The organism is Marinobacter sp. (assembly GCF_041595835.1).
Lineage (GTDB): Bacteria > Pseudomonadota > Gammaproteobacteria > Pseudomonadales > Oleiphilaceae > Marinobacter.
In genome coordinates this window covers 91,155-107,414 of record NZ_JBFHJO010000001.1, presented here as the reverse complement: position 1 = coordinate 107,414, position 16,260 = coordinate 91,155, and the positions used below count along the sequence as shown (strand labels likewise).

Genomic DNA, 16,260 nt, shown 5'->3' with positions numbered 1-16,260 from the left:
TCCGGCAGGAGTTTGCCCATGGACAAAGCCCTCTATATTGGAATGTCTGGCGCCAAGCAGAACATGCTGGCCCAGCGTGCCCACGCCAACAACCTCGCCAACGTGAATACCACGGGGTTCAAGAAGGATTTTGCCCAAGCCCGCAGTATGCCGGTGTTTGGTGAATATCACCCCACTCGCGCCTATGCCATGACAGAGCGGCCAGGCACAGATCTTTCTGCCGGCGCCCTTATGGATACGGGCCGAAAGCTCGACGTTGCGGTTGATGGTGACGGCTGGCTGGCGGTGCAGAACAACCAGGGCGAAGAAGTGTTTACTCGTAGCGGTAGTCTGCAGGTGGATGTGAACGGCCTTGTTCGTATGGCCAGCGGAGAACTCGTTCTTGGTAACGGCGGCCCGATTGCTCTTCCTCCGTTCGACAATTTATTGGTTGGCGGTGATGGCACGATTTCCATAGTTCCGGTAGGAGGCCCGCCAGACCAGTTGGTTGAGGTGGATCGTCTGAAACTGGTGAACCCACCGGCGGATGCGCTCGAAAAAGGTCTGGATGGGTTTATTCATCGAAAACCGGGGCAGGCACTGGATGGACCTGAGCCGCCCGACGCCAATATGCGTGTAGCTACAGGGTTTCTGGAAAGCTCTAACGTGAACGCTGTTGAAGAGATGATTTCCAACTTGCAGCTTTCTCGACAATACGAAATGCAAGTGAAAGTCATGTCGACCGCTAATGAGAATTCCGAGGCTGCGGCACGACTGTTGCAGAACCTCTGATAACGCTGATTTAAGCATCACCGGCCGGCAGCAAGCGGCAAACAATGGCCGCAACTGCAGCCGGCAAGGTAAGGAGTAGCAAAATGCATCCAGCACTATGGGTCAGTAAAACCGGGCTAAGCGCGCAGGATACCAACCTGTCGACGATCTCCAATAACCTGGCGAATGTGAACACAACGGGGTTTAAGCGGGACAGAGCTGTGTTCCAGGATCTGCTGTACCAGATCAACCGGCAACCTGGTGGCATGAGCACCGAAAACACAGAATTGCCTTCAGGTCTGCAACTGGGCACGGGTGTACGTGTGGTTGGCACGGCCAAACAGTTTAGTCAGGGCAACCTGCAAATAACTGAGCAGCCATTGGATATGGCCGTTAATGGTCGAGGATTTTTCCAGATCGAAATGCCGGATGGGCAGATTGCCTATACACGGGATGGCCAGTTCCAGCTCAATTCTGATGGCGATATCGTGACGCCCGATGGCTATCCGCTGGAACCGAATATCAACGTACCTGAGGATGCTACCAACGTTACGATTGGCCGTGACGGCACAGTGACTGCCGTGACAAATGATCAGGCTGCACCTATCAACCTGGGGCAGATCACATTGGTGAATTTTATCAACCCACAGGGTTTGCAGGCCATTGGTAACAACCTGTTCAAGGAAACCAACGCCAGTGGTGACGCAGCCGAAGGCGAACCAGGGTTGGCCGGGCTGGGCACTATTGAGCAGGGCACGATCGAATCATCAAACGTAGAGGTGGTGGAAGAGCTGGTAAATATGATTACGACCCAACGAGCCTATGAAATGAATTCGAAGGTCGTTTCTACCACCGACCAGATGCTTCAGTTTATTACCAACAATATCGGGTAAACCATGAAACGCATACATCAAACCTGGAAAGCTAAGCGTGCGGCCACACTGACACTGGTGGGGGGCCTGATTATTTTGCAGGGGTGCACTGCCATGAGTCGGCCGCGTGCGATGCCTGACGACCCGGCTTATGCACCGGTGCGGGCCCAGGCCATGATGCAGCGTGACCCGGACTCCGGAGCAATCTTCCAGGTATCCCGTAGCTACAATATTTATGGTGATACCAAAGCGTTGAATGTAGGTGATGTACTAACGGTGTTGTTGGAAGAATCCACTAGTGCCAGTAAAAATGCTGAAACCAGCATCACAAAAGACCAGGAGCTGAGTCTCCCGGAGCCTAACTTGTTTGGTAAGAATAATATTGGCCTGAATGCGTCAGCGAACTATGAGCGTGATTTTTCCGGCTCTGCCGAGGCTGATCAGAGCAACAGCCTGGCTGGCAGTATCTCGGTAACCGTCACTGAAGTTTTGCCAAACGGTGTGTTGCGTATTCGGGGGGAAAAGTGGCTTTCGTTGACCAACGGCGATGAGTTCATTCGCCTGACAGGCATGGTACGCCCGCAGGACATTGCGCCGGATAATACCGTGGCTTCTAACCGTATTGCCGACGCTCGGTTTGCCTATGGTGGCACCGGTGATTTTGATCAGGCTAACCAGATGGGCTGGCTGGCTCGGTTCTTCAACAGTGAGTGGTGGCCTTTATGATCCGTAAACTTTTTGTTTTGTTTGCGTTGCTGGCGGTCATTGCGGCGCCAGTAACGGCGGATCGCCTGAAGGATCTGGCGAAGGTCAAAGGTGTACGTAACAACCAGTTGATTGGCTACGGTTTAGTGGTGGGGTTGGATGGTACGGGCGATAAGGCGCCTTTTACCAACCAGACTTTCCGTAACATGATGAACCAGTTTGGCATAACCCTGCCGGATGGAGTTAACCCAAACCTGGCTAACGTGGCTGCGGTGACCATTAGTGCAACATTGCCCCCTTTCGCCAAGGCCGGGCAGGAACTTGATATCACTGTATCGTCTATTGGTAATGCAGATAGCTTACGTGGCGGAACATTGTTAATGACTCCTTTGAAAGGTGCTGACGGGCAGGTTTATGCCATGGCGCAGGGCAGTCTGGTTGTGGGTGGATTTGGTTCACAAGGTCAGGACGGCTCACGAATAACCGTGAATGTACCCAGCGTGGGCAGGATTCCCAATGGCGCCACCATTGAACGTGAAGTTGAATCGCCTTTTAGCCGTGGTGACACCATTACTTTTAATTTACTGCGCCCTGATTTTACAACGGCTCGCCGGGTTGTAGAGGCTATCAATGCTCGCCTGGGGCCGGATATGGCATACGCCCATGATCCCACCTCAATTTCTGTCAGGGCTCCGCGAGATGCGTCACAGCGGGTCAGCTTCTTGTCGATTCTGGAAAATATTGAGGTAGATCCCGCTGAAGAGTCGGCCAAAGTGGTTATCAACAGTCGCACAGGAACGATAGTGGTTGGCCAGAATGTAAAGGTTAGCCCAGCGGCAATTACTCATGGCAACCTGACCGTCACTATTCAGGAAAACCCGGAAGTGGTACAGCCCAACCCCTTTGCCGGTGGCGACACTGCGGTGCAGCAGGATTCACAGATTACTATGACGGAAGAGCCGGCTCGTATGTTTCAGTTCGGGCCGGCAACGACCCTGAACGAAATTGTTCAGGCTGTTAACCAGGTGGGTGCTGCGCCGGGTGATGTCATGGCTGTGCTGGAAGCTTTGAAACAGGCTGGTGCGCTTCGCGCCGAGTTGATCGTGATTTAGGGGTTGCCATGCAGGACTATCGTGTACAGCAAGCTCAGGTATATACCGACTTTGATGGCTTGAATGCTCTGAAAACACAGGCACGCACAGATAAAAATGCGGCACTTGAGCAGGTGGCGAAACAGTTTGAAAGTCTGTTTCTTTCAGAAATGCTGAAGTCGATGCGCAAAGCTGGAGAAGTGTTTGCTGAGGGTAACTATCTGAACAGCAATGAGAGTGAATTTTACCGCGATATGTTCGATAGCCAGATCAGTCTGAGTATGGCCAATGGTACCGGCACCGGTCTGGCTGAAGCGTTGGTCCGGCAACTGGGAGAAAGCATTCCTGGCATGGCTCCCAATGGCGAAAAACTGGCTGGCCACAAGACAACGTTGGCAGATTATGATCGTAGCATGCCTGCCATTTCTCCCCGTCTGCCTGAGCAGATTGAAGCTGTAGAAGACGTAGAAAAATCACTGGCAAACGAAATCCTGACGGCGAATCTGAACTCTGATGCTGAGCTGCCCGTTGTTTTTGACTCTCCGGAACAGTTTGTGAGTGAACTCATGCCCTTTGCTCAACGTATTGGGCGTGAGAGTGGTATTGACCCTCGGCTGATGGTGGCTCAAGCCGCACTTGAAACCGGGTGGGGCAAGCACATGATCGAAGGTGATGCTAACGAGCCCAGCTTCAATCTGTTTGGTATAAAGGCCGATAGTCGCTGGAATGGGGATGCTGTCACTATCACAACGACGGAATTTCGTGGTGGCGTGGCCATGAAAGAGCGTGCAGATTTTCGTGCCTATGCGGATTACGAAGCGAGCTTTCGTGACTATGTCGATTTCCTTCAGAGCAACCCTCGCTATAAAGAGGTTCTTTCTTCGGCAGGTGAGCCTGAAGTGTTTGCAGAAAAACTTCAGCAAGCAGGCTATGCCACTGATCCGGAATATGGTTCCAAGATTCGTCGGATTATGAATCGTGATTCTCTGATGACGCTGTCTATGAGCAGCGCTGAGATAAAGGAGTAATAGATCATGGCAGGATTGATTGGAATCGGCTTAACGGGAGTGCTCAGTCATCAGAGCGCGCTGAATACCACTGCCAATAACATTACCAATGCCAACACTCCGGGGTACAGCCGTCAAGAAGTTCAGTTTGATACCCAGGAAGGGCGGCGAACAGGCGCAGGAACAATTGGCAGCGGTGTTTCTGTTACAAATATTCAGCGCCTTGCGGATGAATACCTGACACAACAAGTACGTGAAGACAGCACGCTCTTTGGCGAGCAGAACATTCTTAATGCAGAGCTCTCCCGCTTGGACAACCTATTGGGCGGCGAAAGTACCGGCCTGAACAGTGCATTGAATAATTTTTTTGCTTCGCTGCAAAGTGCAGCTGAGGATCCAACGTCTTTGCCTCAGCGGCAGATGGTACTGAGCGAAGCTCAGCAAGTGGTTAACCGGTTTCAGGCCCTGAATGAGGAGTTTATACAGCAGCGAGAATCTATCAAAACGCAGATGCAGCAAGGTGTTAAAGACGCGAATACTTTGATCAAGAATATTGCTGACCTGAACCTTGCCATTTCTGAATCTCCAGGACTGGCGCAGGGCAAAATGCCTTTGGAGTTGATGGACAAGCGTGACGAAAAACTTCGCGAACTGTCAGAACTGGTATCTATCCGGGTCACGGAGGCAGAGGGCAGCCAGGTTAATGTGTCGCTGAGCAATGGCCTGGCGCTGGTGACGGGTGCGAACTCGTCAGAGATTGGAACCCAGATCAGTGCAGAAGACCCGACAAGGCTTGAATTTACACTGACAACCAGTGGCCGGACCCTGTTGATAGATGAGCAGATTCAGGGTGGCAAACTGGGTGGACTGAAGCGTTTTGACCAGGAAGCATTAAAGCCCGCCTTTGATGAGTTGGGCCGTTTAGCAGTGACGATTTCTGCGTCCATCAACCATCAGCATCAAATCGGGATGGATCTTGAAGGCGATTTAGGGGGTAACTTCTTTACGGATGTTAACAGTATCGAGTTACAGCAAAGCAGGGTAGTGGCGAATGCCAACAATGCTGAACCGAAAAATGCCCGTTTAGCCGTAGAAATTACCGATAGCTCTCAGTTGCCGGCTGGAACCTGGGCTTTGCAGTTCAGCGGTGATGGCAGTAGTTATCAGCTGGTCGATACGGAAACGGGAGAGGTTGCGCGTCAGGGCCGGTTGCCTGACCCTGTGCAATCGGAAATCACTATGCCAGGGTTCAGTATCAGAATCGAAGGTGGTGAATTCAATGCCGGCGATGAGTACCTGATTCAGCCAAGTCGAAACGCTGCAGAGATGATTGCGTTGAATGTTCGCAGGGAAGAGGATCTGGCCTTTGCCAGTCCGATCCGTGCCAGCGCGGGTGATCATAACCTGGGGTCGGCCACTATTAATCAGGGCGAAATGCTGAATGTTCGCAATCCTAATACCAATGCATTGTTGCCGGGCTTTCAGACTCGGGGTGCGCTGACAAATGGTCCGATAAGTATTGAGTTTGATAGTTACAATCCTGACGGTACCTATAACTACAGCATTCAGGACAAGGATAATCTTGTTTTGGAGGCCGGGGTTTATAACCCCAAGGAAATAAATACTTTCTTTAGTGACGACCCGAGTGCTGGTGATGCCTACCAAGGCTACTTGTTTGAGATGGTCGGTGAGCCAAACGTTGGCGATACATTTACCATCGATTTCAATGAGAATGGAGTTTCAGATAACCGTAACGCCGAATTGCTGGCGGCTCTTGGTACGGCGAATACCATTAATGGTGGACAACAGAGTTTTACCGAGGGGTATGCAGGGCTCGTTGAAGATATTGGCGTGAAAACCCGCCAAAGCCAGCTCGATAAAGACGCAGGCCAGACGCTGCTCGAGCAGTCCAGTAACCAGCGGGAATCCATATCGGGGGTCAACCTTGATGAAGAGGCCGGCAAGCTGATTCAGTACCAGGCTGCCTACAACGCTTCGGCACAAGTCATGTCGGTAGCTCAGGACTTGTTCAATACACTGCTCCAGAGCTTCCGGTAAGGTGAGGTAAGGTAAAATGATCCGAATTTCATCACAGCAGATTTTCTCCGGCGGCATCAACCGAATGCAGGATCTCAATAGCAATCTGGTTGATACCCAGCAGCAGATATCCACGGGCAAGAAGGTAAATAAACCTTCTGATGACCCCGTGGCTGCAGCGCGTATTCTGAAACTCGATCAAGAGCTGACGCGCACTGAAACCTACCAGCGCAACGTCAGTCTGGCAGATAACCGGTTGAAGCAGGAAGAGAGCGCGCTGGCCAGTTCTATTGACATTCTTCAGCGAGTGCGGGAATTAGCGGTGAAAGCCGGTAACGGTTCGTTGTCATCAAATGACCGAACGTCCATTTCCTCCGAATTAAAAGAGCGCCTGGCTCAGCTGGCCAATGTTGCCAATACCAGAGATGCGTCTGGAGAGTATATTTTCAGCGGTTTTCAGGGCAGTACCCCGGCGTTTGCCAAAAATGCTTCTGGTTCGTGGGTCTATCAGGGAGATGAGGGGCAGCGTGTTCTCGAAATCGATGATGGTGTTACTGTGGCTATCAGTGATCACGGTAAGGGTATATTCGAGAATGTTCCAGCTGCTATATCGATTGTGGGGACCAACTCTGCTGATGGCTACATCTCTGATTTGTCGCTTGCTAATGAGAGTGCATTACGTGCCGAGTTTGCGCCAAGTGTACCGAATGATCTACGCATAACGATCAATGAAGTCGCTACTGGTGTTTATGAAATTGACGGAATTTATGACGACAGCATCACTCCGCCGAACAACTTGATAGCGGCCCCTATATCGTTCAATGAAGGTGAAGAAATTGAATTTGCGGGGATTAAGTTTACCCTGAACGATGTCGCTGATAATGATGAGTTTACGTTTGGTATCAGCGATAAACAGTCAATTTTTGGGACCATCGAAACTCTGATTGACGGTCTGGACTTTTTAGCCAAAGGCTCTCCGAAGTCTAACGCTGAGTATGATGCTTTGATTGCGGAGTCGTTGACCAACCTTGATAATGCCCAGGAATCTATTCTTCTGAAACAAACCGAACTCGGTGGTCGCCTTAATGCTGTGGAATCTACCGGTGAATTTCTCGAGGATTCTGCACTGTACACCAAAGAGATCCGGTCACAGTTGCAGGACGTAGATTATGCCGAAGCAGTCAGCAACCTGAGCTTCCAGAGTTTTGTGCTGCAGGCTGCACAGCAATCCTTCGCACAGATTTCACAGCTGTCTCTGTTCGATCGATTGTAATGATTTGAGGTGGTGGACAATTTTTATTTCTGAGCGTGTTGCTTTCAAACTCAGGCTCAGTATAATTCTCCCACTTCTTGATGGCGGCGTGGTGAAATTGGTAGACACGACGGATTCAAAATCCGTTTCCTTAACGGGAGTGGCGGTTCGAGTCCGCCCGCCGCTACCACTTATTGGCCGCAATTCGCGGCATCTCAAATAGCCGGCCCATGAACGTCTCCGATTTTCATTTTGACCTGCCGGACGAGTTGATCGCCCGTTATCCTCTTAAACAACGTAGTGCCTCCCGTCTGCTTAGCCTTGACGGTCTGTCTGGTAAAACAGAACATCTTCAGTTTACTGATCTCCCTGATTTGCTTCAGCCTGGCGACCTTCTTGTCTTCAATAATACCCGTGTTATTCCTGCTCGCCTGTTTGGCAGGAAAGAGACCGGGGGACGTGTTGAGGTTCTGGTGGAACGGTTGCTGGGAGCGCGTGAAATTCTAGCGCATGCCCGAGCGTCCAAAGCGTTAAAAGAAGGCCAGAAAGTTATCCTGGAAGATGGTACAGAGCTGACGATGGTCGGTCGGGAAGATGCCTTGTTCCGCTTTGTGAATGAGGGTGATGAAGCTATTCTGGATGTGCTTGAGCGTATTGGTCATATGCCGCTGCCGCCCTATATGGAGCGCGATGACGACTTTTCTGACCGGGAGCGTTATCAGACAGTTTACGCCAGAGAAGCCGGCGCTGTGGCTGCGCCTACCGCCGGCCTGCATTTTGATGATGTGCTGCTGGGACATCTGAAGGCCAAAGGCGTTGATTTTGCGTACGTGACTCTTCATGTTGGCGCAGGCACTTTTCAGCCTGTTCGCGTCGACACTCTGGAAGAGCACATTATGCATAGTGAAGTTGCTCACGTGCCTCAGGAAACTGTGGATGCAGTTAATCAGACTCGGGCGAGAGGAGGGCGTGTAGTGGCGGTTGGCACAACGTCGGTCCGCTCACTGGAGTCTGCCAGTCAGGCCGGGGGCTTAAGTGCCTTTCAGGGCGAAACTGATATTTTTATTTATCCTGGTTACCGTTTTCAAACCGTTGACGCCATGGTCACCAATTTCCACTTGCCCGAATCGACTTTGATCATGCTCGTCAGTGCGTTTGCAGGGTATGACAACATTATGTCTGCCTATCGTGAGGCGGTTGAGCAAAACTATCGATTTTTCAGTTACGGCGATGCTATGTTTCTGGCCCCCCGGGAACTGAGTCGTGGCATGTTGGATAGCCAGGAAGAAACTGATGCTGACAACACCGAATCCAGTGGAGATAGCTTGTGAGTGATTCCTGTTATATGTCGTTTGAAAAGTTGGGCCAGGATGGCAAAGCGCGCCGCGGCCGTTTGACTTTTCCTCGCGGCACAGTGGAAACCCCTGCGTTCATGCCAGTGGGCACCTATGGCACGGTGAAAGGCATGCTGCCCCGTGATATCAAAGAGATTGGTGCCGAGATTATTCTGGGTAACACTTTTCACTTGATGTTACGCCCAGGCACTGAAGTGGTAAAGGCTCACGGTGATCTCCATGATTTTACCCAATGGCAAGGTCCGATTCTTACCGACTCTGGCGGCTTTCAGGTGTTCAGTCTGGGTGAAATGCGCAAGATAACAGAACAGGGGGTTACTTTCCGTTCTCCTGTTGATGGTGCGAAGGTGGAGTTGTCTCCGGAAATTGCTATGCAGGTTCAGCGGGATCTGGGCTCTGACATCGTCATGATTTTTGATGAGTGCACGCCATATCCAGCCACTGAAAAACAGGCAAAAGATTCTATGGAGCTTTCGTTACGCTGGGCGAACCGAAGCAAAAAAGCGCACGAAGGTAATCCGGCTGCACTTTTCGGTATCGTTCAAGGCGGTATGTATGAATCTTTGCGGGAACGGTCTCTCGAAGGTCTGACTGAGATCGGTTTTGATGGTTATGCTATTGGCGGGCTGTCGGTTGGCGAACCCAAAGAAGATATGATTCGGATTCTTGATTATTTGCCACCGAAAATGCCTGACGATAAGCCTCGGTACCTGATGGGCGTGGGGCGGCCGGAAGACATTGTTGAAGCGGTTCGGCGCGGTGTGGATATGTTCGACTGCGTAATGCCGACGCGCAATGCTCGAAATGGTTACCTGTTTACCTCAACCGGTATTGTGAAAATCCGTAATGCCAAGAATCGCCACGATACTGGGCCTCTGGATGAGCGTTGCGATTGCTATACCTGTCAGAACTTCTCGAAAAGTTATCTGCACCATCTGGACAAGTGCGGGGAAATGCTTGGCTCGCAGCTTAATACCATCCACAATCTACGTTTTTATCAGAACCTGATGAGCGGATTGCGCGGTGCCATTGAAGCAGGTACATTGTCGGACTTTGTAAGCGAATTCTACGCCTTACGTGGCGAAAATGTCCCGCCGCTGGGTGATCAGTGATCAAATTCTACTTAAGACTACGGAGAACCTGAATGAAATCAATCAAACTGCTTATGGCCGGCCTGTTATCTCTTATGCCCACCCTTGCCATGGCGCAAAGCGCTGGAGGCCAGTCTATGGGCGTGATGGGCCAGGTTATTTTTTTCGCAGGCTTCATTCTGATTTTCTACTTCCTGATCTGGCGCCCGCAGTCCAAGCGTGCCAAGGAACACAAGAATCTGATGTCTGGCCTGAATAAAGGCGACGAAGTTGTAACTTCTGGCGGCATGGTTGGTCGTATCACTAAAGTTACTGATGACTTTATTGTTCTTGAAGTGGCCGACAACATCGAAATCAAGATTCAGAAAGTTGCCGTTGCTGGTGCTCTGCCTAAGGGCACGCTCAAGGAAATCTGAGCCGATTCGGTGCCGGCGTGCGCGGGTTGCGCCGGCTGAATCACACTGGCTGAAACACCAAGGCTGGCTGTTTGCCGGCCCAAAGGGATCCCATGCTGAATAAGTATCCTCTCTGGAAAAATCTGGTAATCGTGTTCGCGCTGATTATCGGTTTTATATACGCCTTACCCAATTTCTTTCCTGACGATTATGCCATCCAGATTACTGGTTCCCGAGGTAGTACCGAGGTCGATCAGCGAATCCTTGATCGTGCGGTCGGCGCACTCGAGTCTCAGGGCATTGAAGTAAAGTCCAGCGCTGTAGAGGCGCGTGATGCTTTGATCCGTTTAAACAGTTCTGATGATCAGCTGCGTGCACGCCCGGCAGTCCAGGCTGCACTCGGTAACGATTATCTGGTGGCGTTGAATATGGCTCCGTCCACACCGGGATGGCTGCGCAGCCTCGGTGCTGGTCCGATGAAACTCGGCCTGGATCTTCGTGGTGGTGTCCACTTCCTGCTTGAAGTGGATATGGATACCGCGGTGACCCAAAGGCTGGAAGCGCTGTCAGGGCAAATTAAGCAGGATATGCGTGATGAGAGGATTCGCTACCGTGGTGGCGACGTTGAGAATAGTCGGGAGATTGTGCTGAGCTTCCGGGACGAAGAATCCCGGGCTGAGGCTTTTGATTTGGTGCGTGGTCAGTTTAATGAATTTCTATTGGACTCAACCACTGAAGGTAGTGAGTTTCTGCTGACCCTGAGACTTTCAGAAGCAGAAGTCCGAAAAATTCAGGAGTATGCTCTGGAGCAGAACCTTACCACGATCCGCAACAGGGTAAATGAGTTGGGTGTTGCTGAGCCGCTGGTTCAGCGCCAGGGTACTGATCGAATCATTGTAGAACTTCCAGGTGTTCAGGATACCGCCCAGGCAAAACGAGTTTTGGGTGCTACTGCAAACCTTGAGTTTCGTATGGAAGCTCGTCAGGATGCGCCTTCCGCTGAAACGGAGCAGTTCAGCTTCCGTGATACGCCCCAACGTACGGCACGTCTGGAGCGCGATGTGATTGCTACGGGTAATAATGTAGCAAACGCTCAGCAGGCCTTTGATGAAAATGGTCAGCCTCAGGTTAATATCACCATGGATTCTGTTGGTGGTGATCTTATGAACCGCGCTACCCGGAACAACATAGGCCGGCGCATGGCGGTGCTGTTTATTGAATTCCGTACCGAAATGGAGACTCGGGAAGTTGATGGTGAGCTGAAGCAGGTTGAAAAACGCGTTGTTGAGAAAGGCTTGATTAGCCTGGCAACGGTGCAGTCTGCACTTGGTAGCAGCTTCCGCATCACTGGTCTTGATTCTATCCCTGAGGCAGCTGAGCTTGCGCTCTTGCTGCGTGCGGGTGCGCTTGCTGCACCGATGTATTTCGTACAGGAACGTACTATTGGCCCCAGCCTTGGTCAGAAAAATATCGATGCCGGTATGATGTCTGTAGCATTGGGCTTCGGCTTGGTTCTGCTTTATATGCTGGCTTATTACCGTGGTTTTGGTTTGATTGCCAACGTATCGTTGACTCTGAACCTTATGCTTTTGGTTGCCTGTATGTCTATTCTCTCAGCGACGCTTACGTTACCGGGGATTGCGGGGATTGTTTTGACAGTTGGTATGGCTGTTGATGCTAACGTTCTGATTTTTGAGCGTATAAAAGAAGAGCTCAAAGTGGGCGTGCCACCTCAGAGTGCAATCAATGCTGGTTATGGGCGTGCCTTCGTTTCAATCTTTGACGCGAATATCACAACTCTGTTGGTTGCGGTGATTCTGTTTGCTATGGGGTCAGGTCCAGTGAAAGGTTTTGCGGTTACTTTATGTATTGGCATACTGACCTCCATGTTCTGTGGATTGATGGTAAGTCGGGGTATCGTGAACATGGTATACGGCGGCCGTAGGGTCGAGAAACTTTCGATCGGGGGGAAGCTGGCCAATGCCTGATATGACTAAAAAACCTTTTGATTTCATGGGGTTCCGAAAAGCAGCTTCGGTCTTTTCTCTTATACTGGTGATTGGCTCCATTGTTCTGCTGGGTGTACGTGGTCTTAACTTTGGCATGGACTTCACGGGCGGTACTTCGGTTGAGTTTGAATATGCTGAAGCCCCAATGCTTGATGATATCCGTAACAAATTGACTGCATCTGGGTACGAGCAGTTTTCTGTCCAGAATTTTGGTGCAGATACTACTGTTCTGATTCGCATGGCTGAGTCCGGTAATGATGAGCTGGCCCGTGAAGTAACGGAAGTGTTGTCGGCTTCCGGAGCTGAGCTGGAGCTGGTGAGTTCAGAGTTTGTGGGATCTCAGGTGGGTGAGGAGCTGAAAGAGGATAGTGGTCTTGGGCTTCTGATTGCTTTGGCTGTGGTGCTCATATACGTTGGCATGCGTTTCCAGTTCAAGTTCGGTATCGCTTCGGTGATCCCCTTGGCTCATGACGTGATCATCGTTTTGGGTATGTTTGCACTGTTCCAGTGGACGTTTGATTTGACGGTTCTTGCAGCGCTGCTGGCTGTTATTGGTTACTCCCTTAACGATACCATCGTTGTCGCAGACCGGATTCGGGAAAACTTCCGAAAGCTTCGTGTTGGTGAGTCATGGGATATTATCAATCAGTCAATTCATGAGACGATTTCTCGAACAATTAATACCTCTGGTACCACGCTGGTAGTGCTTATTGCTTTGTATTTCCTGGGGGGCGAAGCCATCAATAACTTCGCCTTGGCATTGATTATTGGTGTTGTTGTGGGTACATACTCATCCATCTACGTGTCGGCTAATATGCTGATGGTGATGGGGGTTACCCGTGAAGACTTAATGGTACCAGCTAAAGAGGGCGCGGGTGATGATGCGGATGAAGAGCAGCCACCCGAATGGTTGAATCGTATGTAATTAATTTTGTGCCGTCATAAAAAAACCGCCACCCCTAAAAAGGATGGCGGTTTTTTTGTACCCGTGTAAAGTTTATCGCGGTAAACGGCCGCGGAACGGGTTGAGCACCTTTAGCAGCTCTCTGAATAGCTTCGGGTTTGCAACGATCAGCTGCCGGGCTGTGCCGATAGATGGGTTGCCGGAAAAATCACCTGTTAGTGCGCCTGACTCCATTGCCAGGGTTACGCCCAGATCGATGTCTGCAGCTGATGGGCGGAAGATTATCGCAGCGTCCAGAAGGCCAGATGAAACGCGAGCGATGTCGAGAACAACGCAGCCCGAAGTGCGGAACATTCCGGTTTCGCGAGCAATTGTTGCTGCCATTTCACCCCAGATCATTGGGTCCTCGCCTTGGCGGGCCTGGTCTAAAAGATTAGAGGCCAGTGCTGATCTGGCTGGCAGCTTTATTTCTGATGCACGCACTCGGCGGCTGTTCAGAGCTGCACCGTGACCACGACTTGCTGAATACTCTTCCCCGGTAACAGGGTTGACGATCAAAAGGTTCTCGGTACGGTTGTTCTTCTTCTGGGATAGAGCCAGAGCGAACTCAGGAATTCCCCGGACAAAGTTTTCCCGACCAAGAATCGGAAATATGTGCCAGCTTTTATCGCTGCCGTTAGCGTCAGCCTCTCCCATCGGTGCGATGGTGTGATCTTTATAGGCTTTGGCAAGCTGCTCTGAGAAGTTGTCGTAGATAGACTGTTCGACTCGTTCCAGTTGCCGGTAACGTTCGCCTTCGTCTTTGCCATTGGGTTCCTGACGCTCGAAATGGGCTTTCAGGTAGTCAGACCCGTGGCGGGCAACGCGCAGGGCCATTTTAATTGCTGGTTGCATCTGAGAGTTCATTATCCGAGTGTGTGAAGGGCGGATATAATAGCAAAAACTTAGGCCGCTTGTATGCTTTTTGCCTTAGCAAAACCACGCATGCCACCGGGTTGCGGGATTTCCTGAGAGCGGAATCCCTTGGCTTTCTGGTATGATTCGCCTCTTTTTCCAAATTAATGACGAGCAACAGGCCCGATTACCATGCACGAAACCGCGCTGCCGCTGGAAGGTACAGACTCCTTTAATAACCAGATTCGTATAGTTCTGGTGGAAACCTCCCATTCGGGAAACATTGGCGCAGTGGCTCGGGCCATGAAAAATATGGGGCTCGGAAACTTATTTCTGGTTAACCCGTCATCCTTTCCGGATGAAACATCCTATGCCCGTTCCGCAGGGGCCTCTGATGTTTTGGACAGGGCGCAGGTAGTGCAGTCCCTGGATGAGGCTTTGGCTGATTGTGTGCTGGTGATGGGTACCAGTGCGCGGGGGCGGAAGGTTCCCTGGCCGGTTGTTCCTCCGCCCGCGGCGGCGGCCACTGCTTTGGAGTATTCTTCGAAAGGTAAGGTGGCTCTGGTTTTTGGTCGCGAAAATCACGGGCTTTCCAATGATGAGTTACAGCGATGTCATTACCATATACATATCCCGTCAAATCCGGATTATAGCTCGTTGAATCTCGCTATGGCTGTACAGGTGATCAGTTACGAACTGAGGATGCACCACCTGAGAAGCCTTGAAGAGGACGAGTCTCGTCCATACCTTGAGCCTATGCTTGCTCCAGGTGATCCGGGCTGGGATTCTCCTCCGGCCACAGTCGGTGAAGTTGAAGGCTTTTTTGGTCATTTTGAGCAAATGCTGGTGGATGTGGATTTCCATCGGCGGGATAACCCGCGCCACCTGATTGCTCGCCTTCGTCGCCTGTTCCAGAGAGCGAGGATGGATCAGTTGGAAGTGAACATTCTTCGGGGTGTTCTGTCGGCTGTTCAAAAGGCAGCTGGCAATCATAAGGGTAAAGGCCAGCGGCAATCTGTTTCTGTAGACTCCAAAGATGAAGGGCAGGAATAACGATATGTTTCAAAGATTAAAGGAAGACATTAACAGCGTTTTCCACCGAGATCCTGCAGCACGTAACACCTTCGAGGTGCTTACCAATTATCCCGGTTTACACGCTTTGTTACTGCATCGTGTAGCGCACTGGTTGTGGGGGCATGGTCTGAAGTGGGTGGCCCGGACGCTGTCCACGCTGGCTCGATGGTTTACTGGTATAGAGATTCATCCTGGCGCCACTATTGGTCGGCGGTTTTTTATTGATCATGGTATGGGTGTCGTGATTGGTGAGACGACCGTTATTGGGAATGATGTAACGCTTTATCAGGGGGTCACGCTTGGGGGTACCAGTTGGAACAAAGGTAAGCGCCACCCTACGATAGGGAGTGGGGTGGTCGTTGGTGCCGGAGCCAAGATTCTTGGGCCGTTTGAAGTGGGTGAGGGTGCCAAAATCGGGTCTAACTCGGTGGTGACGAAAGCGGTGCCTGCCGGTGCCACCGTTGTCGGGATCCCGGGGCGTGTCATTGTTAAGCGGAAGTTGGAGGAAGACGACGTTCGCCGTAAAGTGATGGAAGAGCGCATGGGCTTTGATGCTTATGGTGTGACTGAAGAAATGCCTGATCCTATGGCGAGATCTGTTCGTGCCTTGCTGGACCATATGCATGCCGTAGATGAGCGGTTGGAAACGATGTGTAAGGCTCTTCATAAAGTAAATAGTGAATATCAGAATGGCGATCTGCCGCAGCTGGATGATGATGATTTTGATTGCGTTCGTGACGACCCTGAGGATGGGGCGAAAGGCTGAATACTTGACTGTTTTAGTGGGTCAATTCATACTCAGTCATGAAGATCGATATTCAATC

The 16,260-nt window shown here is 51.1% G+C and carries 15 protein-coding genes and 1 tRNA gene; 15 read left to right on the top strand and 1 reads right to left on the bottom strand.

The annotated features are described in order from the left end of the window. Positions 1-18: 18 nt before the first annotated feature. The 13 genes from ABYA77_RS00510 to secF all read left to right on the top strand — a co-directional run bounded on the left by ABYA77_RS00510 (position 19) and on the right by secF (position 13,489). Positions 19-771 carry a flagellar basal body rod protein FlgF gene (locus tag ABYA77_RS00510; RefSeq protein ID WP_372963969.1) on the top strand — a complete coding sequence of 251 codons (753 nt, stop codon included), beginning with the start codon at positions 19-21 and terminating at the stop codon, positions 769-771. Positions 772-854: 83 nt separating this feature from the next. Then, positions 855-1,643 carry a flagellar basal-body rod protein FlgG gene (flgG, locus tag ABYA77_RS00505; RefSeq protein WP_372963968.1) on the top strand — a complete coding sequence of 263 codons (789 nt, stop codon included), beginning with the start codon at positions 855-857 and terminating at the stop codon, positions 1,641-1,643. A gap of 3 nt (positions 1,644-1,646) precedes the next feature. Continuing rightward, positions 1,647-2,348 (top strand): flagellar basal body L-ring protein FlgH, encoded by a 702-nt coding sequence (flgH, locus tag ABYA77_RS00500; RefSeq protein ID WP_372963967.1) that lies wholly within the window; start codon positions 1,647-1,649, stop codon positions 2,346-2,348. Continuing rightward, the gene (locus ABYA77_RS00495; protein WP_372963966.1) at positions 2,345-3,439 is read left to right on the top strand and encodes a flagellar basal body P-ring protein FlgI; all 1,095 of its coding nucleotides are present in this window, start codon (positions 2,345-2,347) and stop codon (positions 3,437-3,439) included. Before flgH ends, ABYA77_RS00495 begins: the two co-directional genes overlap by 4 nt. 8 nt (positions 3,440-3,447) lie before the next feature. Next, positions 3,448-4,446 carry a flagellar assembly peptidoglycan hydrolase FlgJ gene (gene flgJ / locus ABYA77_RS00490; RefSeq protein ID WP_372963965.1) on the top strand — a complete coding sequence of 333 codons (999 nt, stop codon included), beginning with the start codon at positions 3,448-3,450 and terminating at the stop codon, positions 4,444-4,446. A gap of 6 nt (positions 4,447-4,452) precedes the next feature. Further along, positions 4,453-6,483: a flagellar hook-associated protein FlgK gene (gene flgK / locus ABYA77_RS00485; protein WP_372963964.1), complete on the top strand. Its 2,031-nt coding sequence runs from the start codon at positions 4,453-4,455 to the stop codon at positions 6,481-6,483. 16 nt (positions 6,484-6,499) lie between these two features. Next, positions 6,500-7,735 (top strand): flagellar hook-associated protein FlgL, encoded by a 1,236-nt coding sequence (flgL, locus tag ABYA77_RS00480; RefSeq protein WP_372963963.1) that lies wholly within the window; start codon positions 6,500-6,502, stop codon positions 7,733-7,735. Between the two features lie 82 nt (positions 7,736-7,817). Further along, positions 7,818-7,904: transfer RNA gene (locus ABYA77_RS00475), tRNA-Leu, on the top strand. Between the two features lie 40 nt (positions 7,905-7,944). Further along, positions 7,945-9,045, top strand: a complete 1,101-nt coding sequence (gene queA / locus ABYA77_RS00470) for a tRNA preQ1(34) S-adenosylmethionine ribosyltransferase-isomerase QueA (protein WP_372963962.1) — start codon at positions 7,945-7,947, stop codon at positions 9,043-9,045. Positions 9,046-9,059: 14 nt separating this feature from the next. Next, complete coding sequence (tgt, locus tag ABYA77_RS00465; protein ID WP_372964121.1) at positions 9,060-10,181, top strand: tRNA guanosine(34) transglycosylase Tgt; 1,122 nt, start codon at positions 9,060-9,062, stop codon at positions 10,179-10,181. 89 nt (positions 10,182-10,270) lie between these two features. Beyond that, positions 10,271-10,576 (top strand): preprotein translocase subunit YajC, encoded by a 306-nt coding sequence (gene yajC / locus ABYA77_RS00460; RefSeq protein WP_372964120.1) that lies wholly within the window; start codon positions 10,271-10,273, stop codon positions 10,574-10,576. Between the two features lie 92 nt (positions 10,577-10,668). Then, positions 10,669-12,543 (top strand): protein translocase subunit SecD, encoded by a 1,875-nt coding sequence (secD, locus tag ABYA77_RS00455; RefSeq protein ID WP_372963961.1) that lies wholly within the window; start codon positions 10,669-10,671, stop codon positions 12,541-12,543. Next, positions 12,536-13,489, top strand: a complete 954-nt coding sequence (gene secF, locus ABYA77_RS00450; protein ID WP_372963960.1) for a protein translocase subunit SecF — start codon at positions 12,536-12,538, stop codon at positions 13,487-13,489. The genes secD and secF overlap by 8 nt, the downstream gene beginning before the upstream one ends. 72 nt (positions 13,490-13,561) lie before the next feature. Here secF and ABYA77_RS00445 read toward each other — a convergent pair whose 3' ends face one another. Continuing rightward, positions 13,562-14,362 carry an inositol monophosphatase gene (locus ABYA77_RS00445; RefSeq protein WP_372963959.1) on the bottom strand — a complete coding sequence of 267 codons (801 nt, stop codon included), beginning with the start codon at positions 14,360-14,362 and terminating at the stop codon, positions 13,562-13,564. A gap of 192 nt (positions 14,363-14,554) precedes the next feature. Here ABYA77_RS00445 and trmJ point away from each other — a divergent pair, with 192 nt between their 5' ends. Beyond that, on the top strand, positions 14,555-15,415 hold the full coding sequence (trmJ, locus tag ABYA77_RS00440) for a tRNA (cytosine(32)/uridine(32)-2'-O)-methyltransferase TrmJ (RefSeq protein ID WP_372963958.1): 861 nt from the start codon (positions 14,555-14,557) through the stop codon (positions 15,413-15,415). Between the two features lie 4 nt (positions 15,416-15,419). Continuing rightward, on the top strand, positions 15,420-16,202 hold the full coding sequence (gene cysE, locus ABYA77_RS00435) for a serine O-acetyltransferase (RefSeq protein ID WP_372963957.1): 783 nt from the start codon (positions 15,420-15,422) through the stop codon (positions 16,200-16,202). The last annotated feature ends 58 nt before the right edge of the window (positions 16,203-16,260 follow it).

Bases quoted from the DNA above. Each gene is read 5' to 3' on its own strand.
- yajC (WP_372964120.1), top strand. From the start codon at position 10,271: ATGGCGCAAAGCGCTGGAGGCCAGTCTATGGGCGTGATGGGCCAGGTT.
- ABYA77_RS00445 (WP_372963959.1), bottom strand. From the start codon at position 14,362: ATGCAACCAGCAATTAAAATGGCCCTGCGCGTTGCCCGCCACGGGTCT.
- secD (WP_372963961.1), top strand. From the start codon at position 10,669: ATGCTGAATAAGTATCCTCTCTGGAAAAATCTGGTAATCGTGTTCGCG.
- flgK (WP_372963964.1), top strand. From the start codon at position 4,453: ATGGCAGGATTGATTGGAATCGGCTTAACGGGAGTGCTCAGTCATCAG.
- flgL (WP_372963963.1), top strand. From the start codon at position 6,500: ATGATCCGAATTTCATCACAGCAGATTTTCTCCGGCGGCATCAACCGA.
- tgt (WP_372964121.1), top strand. From the start codon at position 9,060: ATGTCGTTTGAAAAGTTGGGCCAGGATGGCAAAGCGCGCCGCGGCCGT.
- flgG (WP_372963968.1), top strand. From the start codon at position 855: ATGCATCCAGCACTATGGGTCAGTAAAACCGGGCTAAGCGCGCAGGAT.
- secF (WP_372963960.1), top strand. From the start codon at position 12,536: ATGCCTGATATGACTAAAAAACCTTTTGATTTCATGGGGTTCCGAAAA.
- cysE (WP_372963957.1), top strand. From the start codon at position 15,420: ATGTTTCAAAGATTAAAGGAAGACATTAACAGCGTTTTCCACCGAGAT.
- flgJ (WP_372963965.1), top strand. From the start codon at position 3,448: ATGCAGGACTATCGTGTACAGCAAGCTCAGGTATATACCGACTTTGAT.
- trmJ (WP_372963958.1), top strand. From the start codon at position 14,555: ATGCACGAAACCGCGCTGCCGCTGGAAGGTACAGACTCCTTTAATAAC.
- flgH (WP_372963967.1), top strand. From the start codon at position 1,647: ATGAAACGCATACATCAAACCTGGAAAGCTAAGCGTGCGGCCACACTG.
- ABYA77_RS00510 (WP_372963969.1), top strand. From the start codon at position 19: ATGGACAAAGCCCTCTATATTGGAATGTCTGGCGCCAAGCAGAACATG.
- queA (WP_372963962.1), top strand. From the start codon at position 7,945: ATGAACGTCTCCGATTTTCATTTTGACCTGCCGGACGAGTTGATCGCC.
- ABYA77_RS00495 (WP_372963966.1), top strand. From the start codon at position 2,345: ATGATCCGTAAACTTTTTGTTTTGTTTGCGTTGCTGGCGGTCATTGCG.